Here is a 17,519-nt window from a genome sequence, read left to right on the forward strand (position 1 = left end):
AATAAAATCAAACTTATTTTGAATATCATCATGTTATTATCATAATTTTTCACTAAACAATCATTCAACTTGCATGAAAATCCAATTTATAGCATGTCTCCCGTTAATGGGCCATAAGCTTACTAAGAGGTGACAGTCATGCATGAGCTATTTTTATTCCTATTATTCATTGCGATATTTTTGGCCGGTATGTCAGTTTTACGAATCGGACTGTTCAATATGTCCGGTGCAGCATTAAAAAATTTTCTCTCGAAAGTTACGGATAAGCCATGGAAAGGCTTCATGGCCGGAACCATCTTTACGGGGATCCTGCAGAGCAGCTCGGCGGTCATGGTCATGACGGTCGGCCTCGTTTCCGCAGGAAGCTTAACGTTCCCGCAAACAATCGGGATTATTCTTGGAACGAATATCGGATCCACCTTTACAGCAGAGTTCATGACCTTTTCCTTGGATCGTTGGATCATTCCCGGTGTCGTAAGCGGCGCTTTCCTTTGCTTCATGCCAAAAGCATTACCGAGAAGCATAGGGATGTCCCTGATTGGAATCTCGGCCATCTTCGCGGCGATGAGCGGTTTTAAAATGCTTTCGACACCGATTGCAGCCTATTCTTCGATACAAACGCTCATCCATTACATAGAGGGCCATATGATTTATGCCCTATTAGCCGGGATATTATTAACCGCACTCATTCACTCCAGTTCGGCAACCATCGGGATAGCCATGAGCTTTTTGATGAACGGGGAGTTATCCGTCTCCTCCGCAATCATCATCATGCTCGGATCGAATATTGGCACTTGCATCACCGGATACATGGCCAGCATCGGTTCTGGCAGACAAGCTGCCTTCACAGCTTATGCACATATTTGGCTAAACGTCATCGGGGTTGCCGCTTTCCTGCCTTTTGTGGATATTCTGGAAAGCGCTGCTGCCTTTTTCACCGAAAACAAAGGGACACAGCTCGCCCATGCCAGTGTCATTTTCAATATCTTGACTTCTTTGGCCGTCTTGCCATGCGCACGGCAATTCTCCAACCTCATTCTTTTGGTGCATCGGCAACACTTAAAGAAATAAGGAGCTGTCCAAAAATTATTAGAGACTTTCTTATGGGCAGCTTCAGGGGAAGATGGACATAATATATAGCTGTAACAGATATAAAAGGATAAATGATTACCGGGAGGTTTTTTAGCTAATCTTTTTATAATTAACTTTATAGTTTAATAAGCTCAAACCACTCAATATAACAGCAGCTAATATCAAAATCCACAAACCTTTATTAGAGAAAGATGTTAGATAAAAAACGATTACTGCCATTATATATAAAACGGTTATTAATGTGTTATATACCCAAAATTTCATCATGCATTTCGTCACTCTTTGTAAGTAGTGTTAATGATAAAAGAAAGTTAAATACCCGTTTTTTCATTTTTCTCCCCCTGTTTATGCATTTAATATAAGTATGTTTACTCCCTGTTTGATACCCCTAATATCCATTGAATCCACAATAAACTTTTTTTTGAATGTATTGGTTCCAAAAATGACAAGTAAAAGTCCAAAATTGATACGTTTCCTCTTTTTCAAGGAAATAAGCGCAATGCACTCCACAAAGGCATGGGCACTCGACTTATACTCCGTTTTATGGAAGTAATAAAAAACAGGCGGAGAAAAATAATTCATTTTTCTCCGCCTGTTTTATTTTTAAGGACTTATTATACGGGTCCCTTACAAAATCAATAATCGGAATCAGCCGTTAAGCCCTTTACGATTGAGACACCTGCACTCGCACCAATTCTTGTTGCACCAGCTTCAATCACTTTCTGGGCATCGCTCGTGTTGCGGACTCCGCCTGAAGCTTTGACACCGATATCCGGGCCAACTGTTTTTCTCATAAGCGTGATATCTTCAACAGTCGCTCCGCCGGTCGAAAAACCAGTTGATGTTTTCACATAATCCGCTCCGGCTTTTAAGGCCAATTCACATGCACGGACTTTTTCTTCATCAGTCAATAAAGAAGTTTCAATGATCACTTTTGACAGAGCCTTACCAGTTGATGCCGCTACAACAGCACGAATATCCCGCTCTACCAACTCATCATCCTTGTCCTTCAATGCGCCGATATTGATCACCATATCGACTTCATGAGCGCCATTGGAGATGGCGTCTTTCGTTTCAAAAGCTTTGGTTTCCGGTGTGGTTGCACCTAGAGGGAAGCCGATAACGGTACAAACTTTCACTTCTGAACCTTCCAAAAGTTCGCTTGCATATTTCACCCAAGTTGGGTTCACGCATACGGAAGCAAAGTTATACTCTCTCGCTTCTTCGCATAATACCTTTATTTGCTCTTTGGTTGCATCTGCTTTTAATAACGTGTGGTCAATTAAACCTGCTACATTTTGTGACATTAATAAATCCTCCTCAAAAACAATCTATACCTAGTTGTACGTACCTCTCATAATACCATAGTTTATCCACTTTGACGATATATATAGTCTTTACCCTAAAGTGCCAAGATAACACATTTAAAATAGGATAAAAAAAAGACAGCGATTTACCGCTGTCTTAGATTAGATATTGGATGCTTGTTGCAACGGAAAATCCTTCACGACCGTCACGAACTGACCTTCACTAAATGGATAGCCAGACTTTGAAATCTTCACTTTGACGATTTCACCGACCATTTCTTCCGAAGCCGGGAAGACGACTTTCATGTAATTATCGGAATAGCCCTCATAAAGGCCATTTTCCAACTTCGTTTCAGGAATGACTTCAAGAACTTCCCCCTCGAATCGTGAGGCATACTCTTTTGCCAGCTGATCCGACAACGTGATAAGGCGATGTACGCGTTCATTTTTGACATCTTCATCCACTTGATCTTCCATACGGGCAGCCGGCGTCCCTGTCCGTTTTGAATAAGGGAAAACATGAAGTTCGGAGAATTTATATTTTTCTATAAAGTTATATGTCTCCATGAATTCTTCTTCTGTTTCACCTGGGAAACCTACGATGACATCAGAGGTAACAGCAAGACCCGGAAGCGCAATTTTCAACTTCTCGATCCGATCCCCGAAGAAATCCATCGTATATTTACGTCTCATCCGTTTTAGAACTGTATCGGAACCGGATTGGATTGGTATATGCAAATGACGTACCACTTTTTTCGAGTTCGTCAGCACTTCAATGATCTCATCTGTAATCTGGCTGGCTTCGATGGATGAAATACGGATACGCTTCAATCCATCGACTTTTTCCAAGTCACGCAGCAGCATCGCCAAATTATAGTCTTTCAAATCGTCTCCGTAGCCGCCAGTATGAATTCCGGTGAGGACTAGCTCTTTATAGCCTGCCTCGACAAGCTGTTCAGCTTGGTTAACGACTTCCTTTGGATCGCGGGAACGCATCAAGCCACGGGCCCAAGGGATGATGCAGAAAGTGCAGAAATTATTGCAACCTTCCTGAATCTTAAGTGAAGCTCGTGTACGGTCTGTAAAAGCAGGTACATCCAACTCTTCGTAGACACGGTTTTTCATGATATTCCCTACGGCATTGATTGGCTCACGCTCAACCTTGAATTGCTCGATGTAATCAAGGAGTTTAACCCTGTCCTGTGTTCCTACAACAATATCCACACCTGGTATGGCCATGATTTCTGCCGGTGATGTCTGTGCGTAACATCCCGTTACCGCTATGACGGCATTCGGATTTTTACGAATGGCCCGACGGATGACCTGACGGCTCTTCTTATCGCCAGTGTTTGTCACCGTGCATGTGTTGATGACATATACATCGGATGTATTTTCAAACTCAACACGATCATATCCTCCAGTTTTGAATAATTGCCATATAGCCTCTGTTTCATAATGATTCACTTTACAGCCTAATGTATGGAAAGCGACCGTTGCCATTTTTCATCACCTCAAAAGTTCTACATGATAAGAAACAGCGGAAAGTGCATATAAAGGTGCTGTTTCAGTTCTTAATATTCTTGGTCCAAGACCGCAAGCCATAAAACCGGCATCAGTCAGTTTTTCAATTTCCTTATCTGCTAAACCACCTTCAGGCCCAAAAACGAATAGGATGGATTGCCCAGCGGTAATATCTTTCAAGACAGAAGCGAGTACAGAAGTTTCCCCCCGTTTTGCCACTTCTTCAAAAGCGATTAATTTATGATCGAAACCAGTTGCATAATCAGCTAGCTGATCTGCCGTCATCGGTTCCTTGATGGCAGGGATAACCGTGCGGTGAGATTGCTCAGCCGCCTCTTTTGAAATCTTCTGGAGCCTCTCCAATTTCTTACCTACCTTTTTGTGGTCCCATTTTACCACCGAACGAGCAGCAATAAAAGGGATAAATTCAACAGCACCCAGTTCAGTGCCCTTTTGAACGATATATTCCAACTTATCCCCTTTAGGCAGACCGCTCGCTATCACAACCCTTACAGGAAGTTCCTTTTCTTCATTCTTCCATTCGGAAACTGTCCCTATAACAGCATCATCAGTAATTTCCGAAATTTCCGCGACAGCTGTCATACCATTACCTTTTACCGTAATGATCCGCTCCCCTGGTCCCATTCTCATCACCCTTGCGATATGGTGAAAATCATCGCCTGATATCGTCACCGTGTTTCCATTGATGTCTACATCGTTAAGAAAATACCGTTGCACACTGCCACCCACTTCGTCTAGTCTAAAAAAAACACAGGCTAACAGTCAGGAATCCAGAATGCAAGCCATGCAAAGATTCAAGCTAAAAAAAGGTACTCTGACTATCAAAATACCCGATAATCAGAGTAACTTTTTCAATTAATCATTTCTTTTCGCTATTATTGCCACCCAATCTTCCATCAAGATCGTTTCCTCAACGGTGAAACCAGATGCTATAATCGCATCCTTCACATCTTGTTTCTTAGTTTGAATGATTCCGGAAGCGATGAAATGTCCGCCAGGTTTAACGACTTTCGCTACATCATCCGTAAAACGCATGATCACCTCGGCAAGAATATTAGCCACGACGATATCCGCTTGTTCATTCACACCATCCAGCAAATTGCCTTGTGAAACGGACACTTTATCCTGCACGTTATTTATTTCAACGTTTTGGATGGCTGACTGTACTGCCACTTCATCCAAATCAAGGGACTGGATTCGTTTTGCGTCCAATAATGCAGCTGCAATGCTTAGAACACCAGAACCCGTTCCTACATCAACGACTAAATCCCCAGGCCGTACTGTACGCTCCAGCGCTTGGATGCACATGACCGTCGTCGGGTGTGTACCCGTTCCGAAAGCCATGCCTGGATCAAGTTCAATGATCAATTCGTCACTGCTTACTGGAGTGTAGTCTTCCCATGTTGGCACGATGGTAAAACGTTCGGATATCTTGACGGGGTTATAATATTTTTTCCAAGCCGTCGCCCACTCTTCCTCATTCACTTCACTAATTGAAACAACATTTTTCCCAAGGTCTATATCAAAAAGAAGGAGATTATTGATTGATTCCTTAATAGCATCAACGGTATCGTTAAGGAAGCTGTTAACGGGCAGATAAGCCTTGATGACTACACCTTCATCCGGATAATCATCTGGGTTCAAGTGGTAGATTTCGCCAAAAACATTTTCACGTTCCTTGACTAATTCTAGAGGATCCTCAATGACAACACCGCTCGCACCTGCCTCATGAAGAATATTCGAAACAGGTTCAACCGCTTCATTCGTTGTTTGGATTGCAAATTCAGACCACTTCATAATCTACCAACTCCCAATTTGTTCTTTTACTTTTATTCACCTATCTTTAAAAGCACGCTTTACTTTTGAGAAAAAGCCATCTTCTTGTTCATCTACGCCTTGTCCGCTGATATCACTGAACTCACGAAGCAAGTCCTTTTGTTTTTCCGTTAATTTCTTAGGGGTGACCACTAATACGACCACATGCTGATCTCCTTGGCCATACCCTCTTACATTCGGAACACCTTTGCCTTTTAAACGGAAACGAGTGCTTGTTTGTGTACCTGCAGGAATCTTCAGCTTCACTTTTCCATGCAGCGTCGGAACTTCTATTTCATCGCCCAATGCTGCCTGGGCAAACGTAACCGGCATTTCACAATAAATATCATCGCCATCCCGCTCAAAGAATTCATGGCTGCGTACATGGAAGACTACATACAGGTCTCCTGCCGGACCGCCATTGATTCCTGGCTCTCCTTGGCCGGTTACACGCAACTGCTGGCCATCATCAATTCCTGCCGGCACCTTAACTTGGATCTTTTTACGTTTTTGGACTTTTCCGTCGCCGCCGCATGTTGAACATTTATTAGGAATGATTTTTCCTGTACCTTGACAATGGTGACATGCTCTCCGGTTCACAATCCTTCCGAACGCTGTGTTTTGTTCAACATTCAATTGACCGGTTCCATGACAATGTGAACAGTTTTCCACTTTTGTACCAGGTTTGGCACCGGATCCTTTACATGTATCACAATTCTCTTCACGCGGAATTTCAATCTCAGTTTCTTTTCCGAATGCAGCCTCTTCAAAAGAAAGCGTCATCGTATACTGTAAATCCGCCCCTTGACGCGGTGCATTAGGATCTCTCCTGCGACCGCCGCCACCGAAGAAGCTACTGAAAATATCTTCAAAACCGCCGAAACCGCCAAAGTCCTGACCGCCAAAGCCCTGATTGGGATCTGTATGTCCGAATTGGTCATAATGGGCCTTTTTCTGTTCGTCACTCAATACTTCGTAAGCTTCCTTGATTTCCTTGAATTTATCCGCAGCATCGTCCGCTTTATTAATATCAGGGTGATATTGTTTGGAGAGCTTTCGATACGCTTTTTTGATTTCATCCTTCGAAGCACTTTTCGAAAGGCCTAACACCTCATAATAATCGCGTTTACTCATATCTAAAATCCACTCCCGATTCGATTCACATAAAGGTAATATTATCACTGAACGAAGATAATAATCAACTAGAAAAGTACAATCGGCTTTGACACATTTTTGTAATTGGTACTGCCAGCCCCGATTTGCACATCTTTTTCTCTAAAATCCCATGATTCCCCACCAGCGATTGCAACACTTCCTGACAATGATTTTACCCATTGTAAAAAAAGCCAAAGTCAAGATAACCTGACTTTGACTTTTTTACAATGGCAGGCAGAAACTAACTGCCCAATATTTCAGTGCCCCGATTGGGCCACTTTTTATTTTTTCTCTTCTTCGTTAACTTCAGTATATTCAGCATCAACCACATTATCGTCTTGAGCTGATTCGCCAGCACCGGCTTCTCCAGCTTGCTGAGCTTTTGCCGCTTCTTCATAAAGTTTCATTGTCAAAGCTTGAACGATTTCGTTAAGCGCATCTTTTTTCACGCGGATTTCTTCAAGCTCATTTTTCTCGATTGCAGCTTTCAGTTCATCCTTCGCTTCATTCGCTTTTGTTACTTCCGCTTCGTCCACTTTACCTTCTAGATCTTTAAGCGTTTTTTCCGTTTGGAAAACTAATTGATCAGCTTCGTTACGAAGTTCAACTTCTTCTTTACGTTGTTTATCGCTATCGGCATTTTCTTCTGCTTCACGTACCATGCGTTCGATCTCTTCATCAGAAAGTCCTGAAGATGATTTGATGGTGATCGCTTGTTCTTTGTTCGTACCAAGATCTTTCGCACGAACGTTCACGATACCGTTTTTATCGATATCGAATGTCACTTCAACTTGTGGAACTCCACGCGGTGCCGGCGGAATGTCACTCAATTGGAAACGACCAAGAGTTTTGTTATCCGCTGACATTGGACGCTCACCTTGAAGGACATGGATATCAACTGCCGTTTGATTATCAGCCGCTGTCGAGAATACTTGTGATTTACTTGTCGGAATCGTAGTATTACGGTCAATCAGTTTCGTGAATACTCCGCCCATCGTTTCAATTCCAAGTGAAAGTGGAGTTACATCAAGAAGGACAACGTCTTTAACATCCCCTGTTAATACGCCACCTTGAATTGCTGCACCCATTGCAACCACTTCATCAGGGTTTACACCTTTGCTTGGTTCTTGACCGATTTCCTTTTTGATCGCTTCAACAACCGCAGGAATACGTGTAGATCCACCAACAAGGATTACTTTGTCGATTTCAGATGCTGAAAGACCAGCATCTTTCAATGCTTGACGAGTTGGTCCCATAGTGCGTTCCACAAGACCTGCAGAAAGCTCATCGAATTTAGCTCTAGTCATCGTTACATCCAAGTGAAGCGGGCCAGCTTCTCCAGCTGTGATGAATGGTAATGAAATTTGAGTTGACGTTACGCCGGAAAGATCTTTTTTCGCTTTTTCAGCTGCATCTTTCAAACGTTGAACCGCCATTTTGTCTTTTGAAAGGTCGATTCCGTTTTCTTTCTTGAATGCTTCAACCAGGTAATCGATGATGACTTGGTCGAAATCATCCCCACCTAGACGGTTGTCACCAGCAGTGGACTTAACTTCGAAAACGCCATCTCCAAGTTCCATGATCGATACGTCAAATGTACCGCCGCCAAGGTCGAATACAAGGATCGTTTGATCTTCTTCCGTTTTATCCAAACCGTATGCAAGTGCTGCAGCTGTCGGTTCGTTGATGATACGTTCCACTTCAAGGCCGGCAATTTGACCAGCATCCTTAGTTGCTTGGCGTTCTGCATCATTGAAGTAAGCAGGTACAGTGATAACCGCTTTAGTGACTTTTTCGCCAAGATACTCTTCAGCGTATGATTTCAAGTATTGAAGGATGATTGCAGAAACTTCTTGAGGTGAGTATTCTTTTCCTTCAATTACTTCTTTATGGTTGGTACCCATATGGCGTTTAATGGAAATGATCGTGTTAGGGTTTGTAATCGCTTGGCGTTTTGCCACTTCCCCTACTTGCCTTTCTCCATTTTTGAATGCCACTACGGATGGTGTTGTACGGTTTCCTTCCGGATTCGGGATTACTTTTGGTTCCCCGCCTTCAAGTACAGATACACAAGAGTTTGTTGTACCTAAGTCAATACCAATAATCTTGCTCATAGTTTCACTACCTCCCAATTATTTATATGTAAAAATCCTATTCGTTCACTTTTACCATTGCAGGTCGAATCACACGGTCTTTAAGAAGGTATCCTTTTTGGAATTCCTCGACGACGATGTTCGAACCGAAGTTTTCATCTTGAACTTGCATGACCGCTTGATGCAAACGCGGATCGAACTCTTGGCCAACCGAACTGATCGGTTCGATGCCTTCTTTAGACAATGCATCAGTAATCGCTTTATAGACCATTTCCATGCCGGATAGCAAGGATTTCGTCTGTTCATTTTCCGCTTCGATTTTTGTAGCTCTTTCAAAATTATCAAGAGCCTCCACTAAATCACTAGCAATGCTTTGAACTCTATATTTTTGAGCCGCCTCCATATCAAGCTTGGCACGGCGTCTTGAATTATCAAAATCGGCCTGCAGACGAAGATAACGGTTATCCATTTCCTCGATTTTCGCCTCAAGTTCAGCAATCTTTTCATGAGCCAATTGAAGTTCATCTTTTTCAACCGGACCTTGGTTTTCTTCCGCTGGAATTTCTTCTTCAGCGAAAACTGCTTCTGCAGCACTTTCCTCGATTGTTTCATTTTCCAATGTTTGTTCTTCGTTTTTATTTTCTGTCACAATCTCACCTCCCTAAAAGGGTTTATACAATTTATGCTAAAGTAATATGCCAGGCCGCGGAATATGCTCCCCCGCCACCTTAACAATATTACCTTTGCTACTATTTTTGATACAGTTTTGTCATTAGGGCCGTTAAATCTTTCGAGAAAAACGAAAGCAAACTGATCACTCTCGAATATTCCATTCTCGTTGGACCCAATATAGCCAATGTGCCCACTTGCTCCTGCCCGATTGAGTAGGTCGCCGTTATCAAACTGCAGTCATCGAGCACTGTATTTTGATTTTCACGGCCAATCTTGACGTGGATGCCCGATGGATTTTGAGTAATCAGCTCATAAAATCCCTGTTCCTGCTCAATCATCGATAAAAGCGTGCTTACTTTAGCAATATCATGAAACTCCGGCTGCCTCAGCATATTAGTTTTCCCGCCGAAAAATATTTTTTCGGGCTTTGTGTCCGTCAGGGTCTCCGCAAGGACCGAGACCATCGATCCATAGTTATGGATATGGCGGCTCAACAGAACTGCCACTTCCTTATAAATCTTATCCTTCAGATCAACTAACGGAACATCGACCAAACGGGAATTCAATATGTTCACCATCTTTTCAATTTCGTTTATATCAAAAGAAGGCGGTAAGGAAATCATTCGATTTTCCACATGACCTGTATCGGTAATGATGATGGCTATTGCCGTTTCAGGACTTAAAGGAATGATCTGGATTTTTTTCAGCTTATGCTCATTCACTTTTGGCCCCAGTACAATCGCCGTATAATTCGTCAGTTCCGAAAGTATTTTCGCTGACTTCTGAACGATCTTTTCCAATTCATAAATTCGTTCTACGAAAACGGATTTTAATATCTTCACTTCATTCTTTTTCGGAGCTTGAGGAGAAAGTAAATGATCCACATAATATCTATACCCTTTTTCAGAAGGGATCCTACCGGAAGAGGTATGGGTTTTTTCTAAAAATCCCATTTCTTCAAGATCGGACATTTCGTTGCGAATTGTGGCAGAGCTGAACGTAATTTCATCTTTCTTCGACAAGCTTCGTGACCCGACTGGCTGGGCAGAATGGATGAAATCCTCGATTATCACTTGTAGAATCAATAATTGACGATCAGTTAGCATGTATGATCACCTCTGTTAGCACTCTGTCTCATCGAGTGCTAATATACTAATAAATTATCAAATGAAGCTTATGATGTCAACAATGAAAACCGCTAATTCACCGTTAAAATAACTTGAGTTTCCTTCAGTCGGAATCAATAACGCCCAAAAATGATTGGAACACTTCATTTCCAAGCAGTTTGCCCTGCTCAGTCAAGCGCACGAACCCGCCTTCCACCTTAAGCAGACCCTTTGCCGATCCTTCTTCGAGCGGTTTCCTGAAAATCTCCGTCATTTCAACAAAAAATTTATTCTTGAAGATTTCCAATGATACACCTTCCGTTTTCCGGAGCCCCAAAAACATCTCCTCTTCCATCCGTTCATGAAGCGGTACTGGGTGTTCTTCCAATACTGGCAGCTCGTTCTCCAGCAATGGCGTAATATATTTCTTCACAGGACCATGATTGGCCACCCTTTTTCCTCCAGTATAGCCATGTGCACCGGCACCAATCCCATAATACTCCACATTATCCCAATATGTCAGGTTGTGCCTGCTTTCAAACCCAGCTCGGGCAAAATTACTGATTTCATATTGATGCAGACCATGCTTCTCCATCTCTTCCATTAGCCTCTCATACATCGAAGCCTCGAGCTCCTGCGGCGGCAGGTTCAATTTACCCCTTCTCATCTGGTTATAAAAAACCGTCTTCGGCTCAACGATCAATGAGTAGCTGGAATAGTGCGGCAATTGAAGGGCAATCGCTTTATCCAGCGTATCCTTGAAATCTTCCATCGTTTGGCCTGGCAATCCATATATCAAGTCGATGCTGATATTCGTAAAGCCAACCTCTTGAGCCAAATGAATCGTTTCATAAACTTCTATAGCCCGGTGAGTCCGGCCAATTCGTTTTAACAATTCATCATTGAAGCTTTGCACTCCAAAGCTAAGTCTATTGACTCCTGAATCATAAAGTATCTCGAGTTTTTTCCTCGAAAGATCCCCTGGATTGGCTTCGAATGTATATTCAGCCTTTTTAGGATCAAAGGGCAGGGTTTCATTGATCGCTTCACATAAGAATGCAAGCTGCTTTTCATCCAGAGAGGTCGGTGTCCCTCCACCGACGAAAACCGTATCCAAACCGGCAGTCGGGTATTTGGAAAGCTGCATCTCCATTTCCCTTTTCATCATCTGTAAATATTCGTCCACCGGCTGTCCCTGCAAAAATACTTTATTGAAATCACAATAGTGACAAATATGTTCACAAAATGGTATATGGAGGTAGGCGCTTTTGATCATTGTGTTCACAACCTTTTAATCGAATGAGTCGATAGAAAAAGAGGCTAGATTTCCTCTACCCTCTTTTTTCTATCTATCGTTTATTTTATTTATTTCTTTGGTGTCGTATCATCCATTTTCAAAACAGCCATGAAAGCTTCTTGCGGAACTTCAACGGAACCTACCTGTTTCATCCGCTTTTTACCTTCTTTCTGTTTTTCGAGCAACTTACGTTTACGGGAAATATCGCCGCCGTAACATTTAGCCAATACGTTTTTGCGCATTGCACTAATTGAAGAACGGGCGATGATTTTTTGCCCGATTGCTGCTTGGATCGGCACTTCAAATTGTTGTCTTGGAATCAATTTCTTCAATTTTTCAACGATGACTTTACCGCGTTCATAAGCAAAGTCCTTATGAACGATGAAACTTAAAGCATCGACAGTTTCAGCATTCAGCAAGATATCCATTTTCACAAGCTTGGACGGTTTATAGCCGATCAGCTCATAATCGAATGAAGCATAGCCTCTTGTATTGGATTTCAATTGATCGAAGAAATCATACACGATTTCCGATAATGGTATTTCGTAATGAATACTTACACGGGTCTCATCGATATATGCCATATCAATGAAGTTACCGCGTTTATTTTGACAGATTTCCATGATCGCCCCGACAAACTCCGTCGGTGCCATCATCGTTGCTTTGACATATGGCTCCTCGACCCGTTCGATTTTTTGAGCATCAGGCATATTAGACGGGTTATCCACTTTCAGGACCGTTCCGTCCGTTTGGACCACATCATAAATAACACTCGGTGCAGTGGTGATCAGATCGATTTTGAATTCACGTTCAATCCGTTCCTGGATAATTTCCATATGAAGGAGTCCAAGGAATCCGCAACGGAAACCGAAGCCCAATGCTTGCGATGATTCCGCCTCGAACTGCAGCGCTGAATCGTTCAATTCCAATTTCTCCAACGCATCCCGTAAATCATTGAATTTCGATGCGTCAATTGGGTATAGACCGCAATATACCATCGGATTCATCTTCCGGTAACCCGGCAATGGTTCTGTCGCACTATTCACGGCACTGGTAATCGTATCACCAACAGTCGTATCACCAACGTTTTTAATGGATGCCGTAAGGAAACCTACATCACCTACGTTCAGTTCATCCAACAGCTGGGTTTTAGGGTTGAAGACACCCAATTCGGTAACATCGAATTCCTTGCCAGTGGACATCATTTTGATTTTGTCGCCCACTTTAATGGAACCCTCAACAACACGGATATAGGCAACTACACCGCGGTACGCATCAAACAGTGAATCGAAAATAAGAGCCTTGAAAGGAGCATCTGGATCACCTTGTGGAGCTGGAACCAATTCAACGACCTGTTCCAGAATCTCCTCGATTCCGATTCCCGCTTTAGCCGAAGCCAAGACTGCATCGGAAGCATCCAACCCGATCACTTCCTCGATCTCTCCACGCACCCGTTCCGGATCTGCACTCGGCAAATCGATTTTATTGATGACCGGAATGATTTCCAGGTTGTTGTCCAATGCTAAATAAACGTTTGCAAGCGTTTGGGCCTCAATACCCTGTGCCGCATCGACAACAAGGACAGCTCCTTCACAAGCTGCAAGGCTTCGTGACACTTCATACGTAAAATCGACATGTCCCGGTGTATCAATAAGATGGAAGATATATTCTTCTCCATCTTTCGCATTATATTTCAATTGAATCGCATTCAATTTAATCGTAATTCCACGCTCACGCTCTAAATCCATGGAATCCAACAACTGACTCTTCATTTCACGCTGAGTCATGGCGTTCGTTTTTTCAATGATCCGATCCGCCAATGTAGATTTACCATGATCAATATGAGCGATGATGGAAAAGTTACGAATTTTTGATTGTCTTTTTAATTTTTCTTCTCTATTCATGACGTTCACTCCCACTTGTCGACACAATACACTATTTTTTATTATATCAATAGAAAATGCAAGATTCAACAGAATAGTTACAAAAGAAGCATCATTACAGGGCAACGGATAAAAAAAGGCTGCATTCCGGATTCGGATGCAGCCTTTTGGCAGGGCACACTCAACTTATTTCATACCTAAATCATATCAATAAGTGCTTGAAAGGCACCTGATATGGTCTCTCCAAGCGTTTTGCCGATCGATGAGAAAAAGTTGAAGGCCTTCATTTCTTCAAGCTTTTCTTTTTTCGTCTCCAAATCATGACTCGTTACTTTTTCGCCAAGGATATCCGCTTCCATCTCGCCTTGGTCCGATTGGTTAATAATGAATGCACTATTCAAAGAGGGATCTTCATACCCCTTCATTTTTTTCATCCCGTCGTTCGCTTGCTGCATCCCGATTAGAACACCTAAAAATAATACGAGCACAATCCCTGTACATTTCAACCAAAATCGAACCATGATAAGAGAACTCCTTTCAAATTACTGCGCTTCCGAATCCCCGGTCGGGTTATCCACTGCTTTGGCATCCCAGTAAAATTCACTGAAAACCTCGGTAAAGGCATCAACGGTCAAGTACATTTCCTCGAAAGTATTATCAACACCGCCAATTTCCAAGAGCATGGCATTGCCTGACAAATCCTGATTGTATACTCCATTATGTCCCGCTCCGCCTTGTTTCATAACCCCTCGTGAAATGCCAGGGTATTTTTTCTCCAAAGCTTTATGAAGCTTATTGGCAAGCGCTGCATTTTTTTCGAAGTTCGGGTTATTGCCCCCAACCACGAAGGCAATCTTGGCATAATCTTTACCTTTAATGTTAATGGTCGTATGTTTTTTTCGTTTAGAATCACGATGGATATCAATGATATATTCTAAATCTTTGTTATTGGCCAATGCCGTCTGGACGGATTTTCGTGATTCTTGATAGGATTTGGCATAATTCAATCCTTTATTATTCAGATTCCCCATGATATCCGTTTTATCGAGCGAGGAGCCAATCCCCTTATCAGCCATATCTTCAACCATCCGTTCCCCGAGTTTCGTAATATTGATTTTCGAATGATAGGCTAGATCCGGGTTGGTCACTCCTTTTAAATATGGAAGATATGACTCCCGGTTATGGCTATGGTATATCTCGACCACTTTCCGTCCATTCGTCGTTTGTTTCGGCTGATCGGCGACTCCTTTTTCCGGTTCTTCAATCTCATCCAGGTTTTGCAGGGACGCATCCCTTTCTTCATTCAGGACGTCCACTGGCGGCGAGGATTCGTATGGCATATTCGTATAATTCGTTCCTTCCCCGGCAACGAGGATCTCATTATCAAAAATCGAAAAGCCAGGAAGTTCCCTGCCAAGTAAGCTTCGCGGGTCCTCCAGCGAAATGTTGGTCGAAGCTTTTATCAATTGATTCGTGATCATCGATTCCTGCTTACCTTCCGGCAGGGCATTAAAAAGATAATGATTTTCGTTGGCCAGCATCGAGAACAGCATTTTTCCCGAGAATTGGTTGGCTACAGTATGTACGGAATTAGAAGATATCCGATACTCCGGTCTTAGGGAAGTCATGACCCCACTGACTGAAAAAACAAAAAGAAGCAAGGCGAGAATACCTAGAAAAGTTTTTATTATTGTTGATCCGTGAACGGCTGTTATGATTCCTGGGGAATTTCTTCTTTTCATCCTTCCACCCTCTCTATAGCTTGTCTATTAATACCTATGACTTTGCTAGAAAGGGTAGAACACCATTTTTGGGCACTAAAAATGATTTAACGGGTGTAATAGCCGGTATTATCTTGATTTATTGAATGATGCAAGGCTGCATTTAACCCATTGGCTATTAAATTGGCCATATCCTCAATGAAAACATCGACTTCTTTCGGTGTAACCATTAAATTTTGACCAAGCGGTGACAGTACCTCATAAATCAATTTCCGTTTCTCTTCATCAGGGAGGACACCTATCATTCCCAAGAAGGTTTGGCGCTCCTTTTCACCTGGCATATCCTCTTCGGTCAGCTTTGTGCGCTTTCCAAAACTGAATCCAGCGGGCGCCAACGAACGTGATGGTCTGTCCCCTTCATTCAGTTCCTTGCCAAAGTGCTTCAAGATATAATCTATCGTATCGCTGGCAATTGATACGGCATCCACGACGGTAGGTATACCAATCGCTATAACAGGAACTCCCAGTGTAGACTGGCTCAATTCTTTTCGTTTATTCCCAACACCAGACCCAGGATGGATGCCTGTATCCGTTATTTGAATCGTCGAATTCACTCGTTCGATCGAACGGGCAGCCAATGCGTCAACGACGATCAGGAAATCCGGCTTACTTTTTTCGATGACTCCTTTTATGATGTCACTCGTCTCGATTCCCGTAATCCCCATCACCCCGGGGGAAATCGCACTGACCGGCCGATAGCCTTCCTTGACGGACTCCGGCTGCAATTCGAACAAATGTCTTGTGACCACAAGGTTCTCAACGACTGCAGGTCCAAGAGCATCGGGAGTAACATTCCAATTACCAAGACCGACAACCAAACAACTGCTTTCTTTGGTGATTTTATTCCGTTTCAAAAAGGAAGCCAGTTCGTTGGCGAACACCTTTTCCACCCGTTGCTGCGTATCCGTATCCTGCTGGCGGATCCCCTGCACTTCGATGGTCAAATAGCTGCCCTGCTTCTTCCCGATTTCTTTTTCACCCTCAGCCGTGACCTCGACTAAGGATACCTTCAGATCATCCACTTCTTTTTCCTTAATAATGACCCCTTCGATACGGGATACATCCACTTCCTCTACAACACCTTTATGTTCAAGGGCAATTTCCTTTGCTTCAATCGCCAAATCTGTACGAATTCCGTATTCACTAAGGTCCAAATTATTTTCCATAACGGCCTCCTGATGTTTGAATTGAATCTAATCTAGTATTTTCAATAGTCTCTCTTAAACATTCTGTCGTTTTTGCTTTTTTATTATTCATTTTTTTGGTACAATGAGTGATGACGAGATGAATTTATTCCCGAAATTATAATTACTTTTCGATTCTCAATCTGAAGTATTGCATATTTATGGGCAGTCTGATAGAATATCACTTGTGCTATTTGATATGGATTTGAAAAGTCGAGTTCATATAATCTCGATTTCTTTGTAGGAGGTGAACGGAATGCCAAACATTAAATCTGCTATTAAACGTGTAAAAATCAACGACAAAAAACGCGTTCATAACATTACTGTTAGATCAACTATGCGTACTACAGTGAAAAACGCTGAAGTTGCATTAGCTGGTGAAAACGTTGAAGCTGCTAAAGAAGCTCTTTTAACAGCTGCTGTGAAATTAGACAAAGCTGCATCTAAAGGATTAATCCATAAAAATGCGGCAGCCCGTAAAAAATCTCGTTTAGCGAAAAGACTTAACGCTCTTAACGCATAATGACAAAAAATTAAACGATCCAACCGGATCGTTTTTTTTGTGCCGTTTTTTGCATAAAAAAGGCAGCAG

General features: G+C 42.5%; 15 protein-coding genes. 2 read left to right on the plus strand and 13 right to left on the minus strand.

The features are described from left to right. Window positions 1-138 precede the first annotated feature (138 nt). A complete protein-coding gene (locus ABOA58_RS18475) occupies window positions 139-1,071 on the plus strand; it encodes a Na/Pi symporter (RefSeq protein ID WP_350299511.1) in 933 nt (310 codons plus the stop codon). Between the two features lie 656 nt (window positions 1,072-1,727). On the opposite strand, the gene deoC is transcribed toward ABOA58_RS18475, so the two are convergent. From deoC to gpr, 13 genes are all read right to left on the minus strand, one after another. Further along, window positions 1,728-2,399 (minus strand): deoxyribose-phosphate aldolase, encoded by a 672-nt coding sequence (deoC, locus tag ABOA58_RS18480; RefSeq protein ID WP_350299512.1) that lies wholly within the window; start codon window positions 2,397-2,399, stop codon window positions 1,728-1,730. 162 nt (window positions 2,400-2,561) lie between these two features. Then, a complete protein-coding gene (mtaB, locus tag ABOA58_RS18485; protein WP_350299513.1) occupies window positions 2,562-3,899 on the minus strand; it encodes a tRNA (N(6)-L-threonylcarbamoyladenosine(37)-C(2))-methylthiotransferase MtaB in 1,338 nt (445 codons plus the stop codon). 6 nt (window positions 3,900-3,905) lie between these two features. Continuing rightward, window positions 3,906-4,658 (minus strand): 16S rRNA (uracil(1498)-N(3))-methyltransferase, encoded by a 753-nt coding sequence (locus ABOA58_RS18490; protein ID WP_350299514.1) that lies wholly within the window; start codon window positions 4,656-4,658, stop codon window positions 3,906-3,908. Between the two features lie 138 nt (window positions 4,659-4,796). Further along, window positions 4,797-5,738 carry a 50S ribosomal protein L11 methyltransferase gene (gene prmA / locus ABOA58_RS18495; protein WP_137019093.1) on the minus strand — a complete coding sequence of 314 codons (942 nt, stop codon included), beginning with the start codon at window positions 5,736-5,738 and terminating at the stop codon, window positions 4,797-4,799. 36 nt (window positions 5,739-5,774) lie between these two features. Then, window positions 5,775-6,890: a molecular chaperone DnaJ gene (dnaJ, locus tag ABOA58_RS18500; RefSeq protein WP_053535735.1), complete on the minus strand. Its 1,116-nt coding sequence runs from the start codon at window positions 6,888-6,890 to the stop codon at window positions 5,775-5,777. 302 nt (window positions 6,891-7,192) lie between these two features. After that, window positions 7,193-9,025 (minus strand): molecular chaperone DnaK, encoded by a 1,833-nt coding sequence (dnaK, locus tag ABOA58_RS18505; RefSeq protein WP_350299515.1) that lies wholly within the window; start codon window positions 9,023-9,025, stop codon window positions 7,193-7,195. Between the two features lie 37 nt (window positions 9,026-9,062). Next, window positions 9,063-9,653 (minus strand): nucleotide exchange factor GrpE, encoded by a 591-nt coding sequence (gene grpE, locus ABOA58_RS18510; RefSeq protein WP_350299516.1) that lies wholly within the window; start codon window positions 9,651-9,653, stop codon window positions 9,063-9,065. Window positions 9,654-9,753: 100 nt separating this feature from the next. After that, entirely contained in the window at window positions 9,754-10,782 is a 1,029-nt protein-coding gene (gene hrcA / locus ABOA58_RS18515; protein ID WP_048682856.1) for a heat-inducible transcriptional repressor HrcA, read from the minus strand. A gap of 124 nt (window positions 10,783-10,906) precedes the next feature. Then, window positions 10,907-12,058 carry a radical SAM family heme chaperone HemW gene (gene hemW / locus ABOA58_RS18520; protein ID WP_350299517.1) on the minus strand — a complete coding sequence of 384 codons (1,152 nt, stop codon included), beginning with the start codon at window positions 12,056-12,058 and terminating at the stop codon, window positions 10,907-10,909. Window positions 12,059-12,147: 89 nt separating this feature from the next. Continuing rightward, window positions 12,148-13,983 (minus strand): translation elongation factor 4, encoded by a 1,836-nt coding sequence (gene lepA / locus ABOA58_RS18525; protein WP_057278852.1) that lies wholly within the window; start codon window positions 13,981-13,983, stop codon window positions 12,148-12,150. A gap of 176 nt (window positions 13,984-14,159) precedes the next feature. Continuing rightward, on the minus strand, window positions 14,160-14,483 hold the full coding sequence (locus tag ABOA58_RS18530; protein WP_053535740.1) for a YqxA family protein: 324 nt from the start codon (window positions 14,481-14,483) through the stop codon (window positions 14,160-14,162). A gap of 21 nt (window positions 14,484-14,504) precedes the next feature. Next, window positions 14,505-15,704, minus strand: a complete 1,200-nt coding sequence (spoIIP, locus tag ABOA58_RS18535) for a stage II sporulation protein P (protein ID WP_350299518.1) — start codon at window positions 15,702-15,704, stop codon at window positions 14,505-14,507. Window positions 15,705-15,790: 86 nt separating this feature from the next. Continuing rightward, window positions 15,791-16,909 (minus strand): GPR endopeptidase, encoded by a 1,119-nt coding sequence (gene gpr / locus ABOA58_RS18540; protein ID WP_350299519.1) that lies wholly within the window; start codon window positions 16,907-16,909, stop codon window positions 15,791-15,793. A 274-nt stretch (window positions 16,910-17,183) separates the two neighbouring features. On the opposite strand from gpr, the gene rpsT reads away from it, so the two are divergent. After that, window positions 17,184-17,450 (plus strand): 30S ribosomal protein S20, encoded by a 267-nt coding sequence (rpsT, locus tag ABOA58_RS18545; RefSeq protein ID WP_034308554.1) that lies wholly within the window; start codon window positions 17,184-17,186, stop codon window positions 17,448-17,450. Window positions 17,451-17,519 lie beyond the last annotated feature (69 nt).

Source organism: Peribacillus frigoritolerans, assembly GCF_040250305.1.
In the GTDB taxonomy this organism is placed as follows: Bacteria; Bacillota; Bacilli; order Bacillales; family DSM-1321; genus Peribacillus.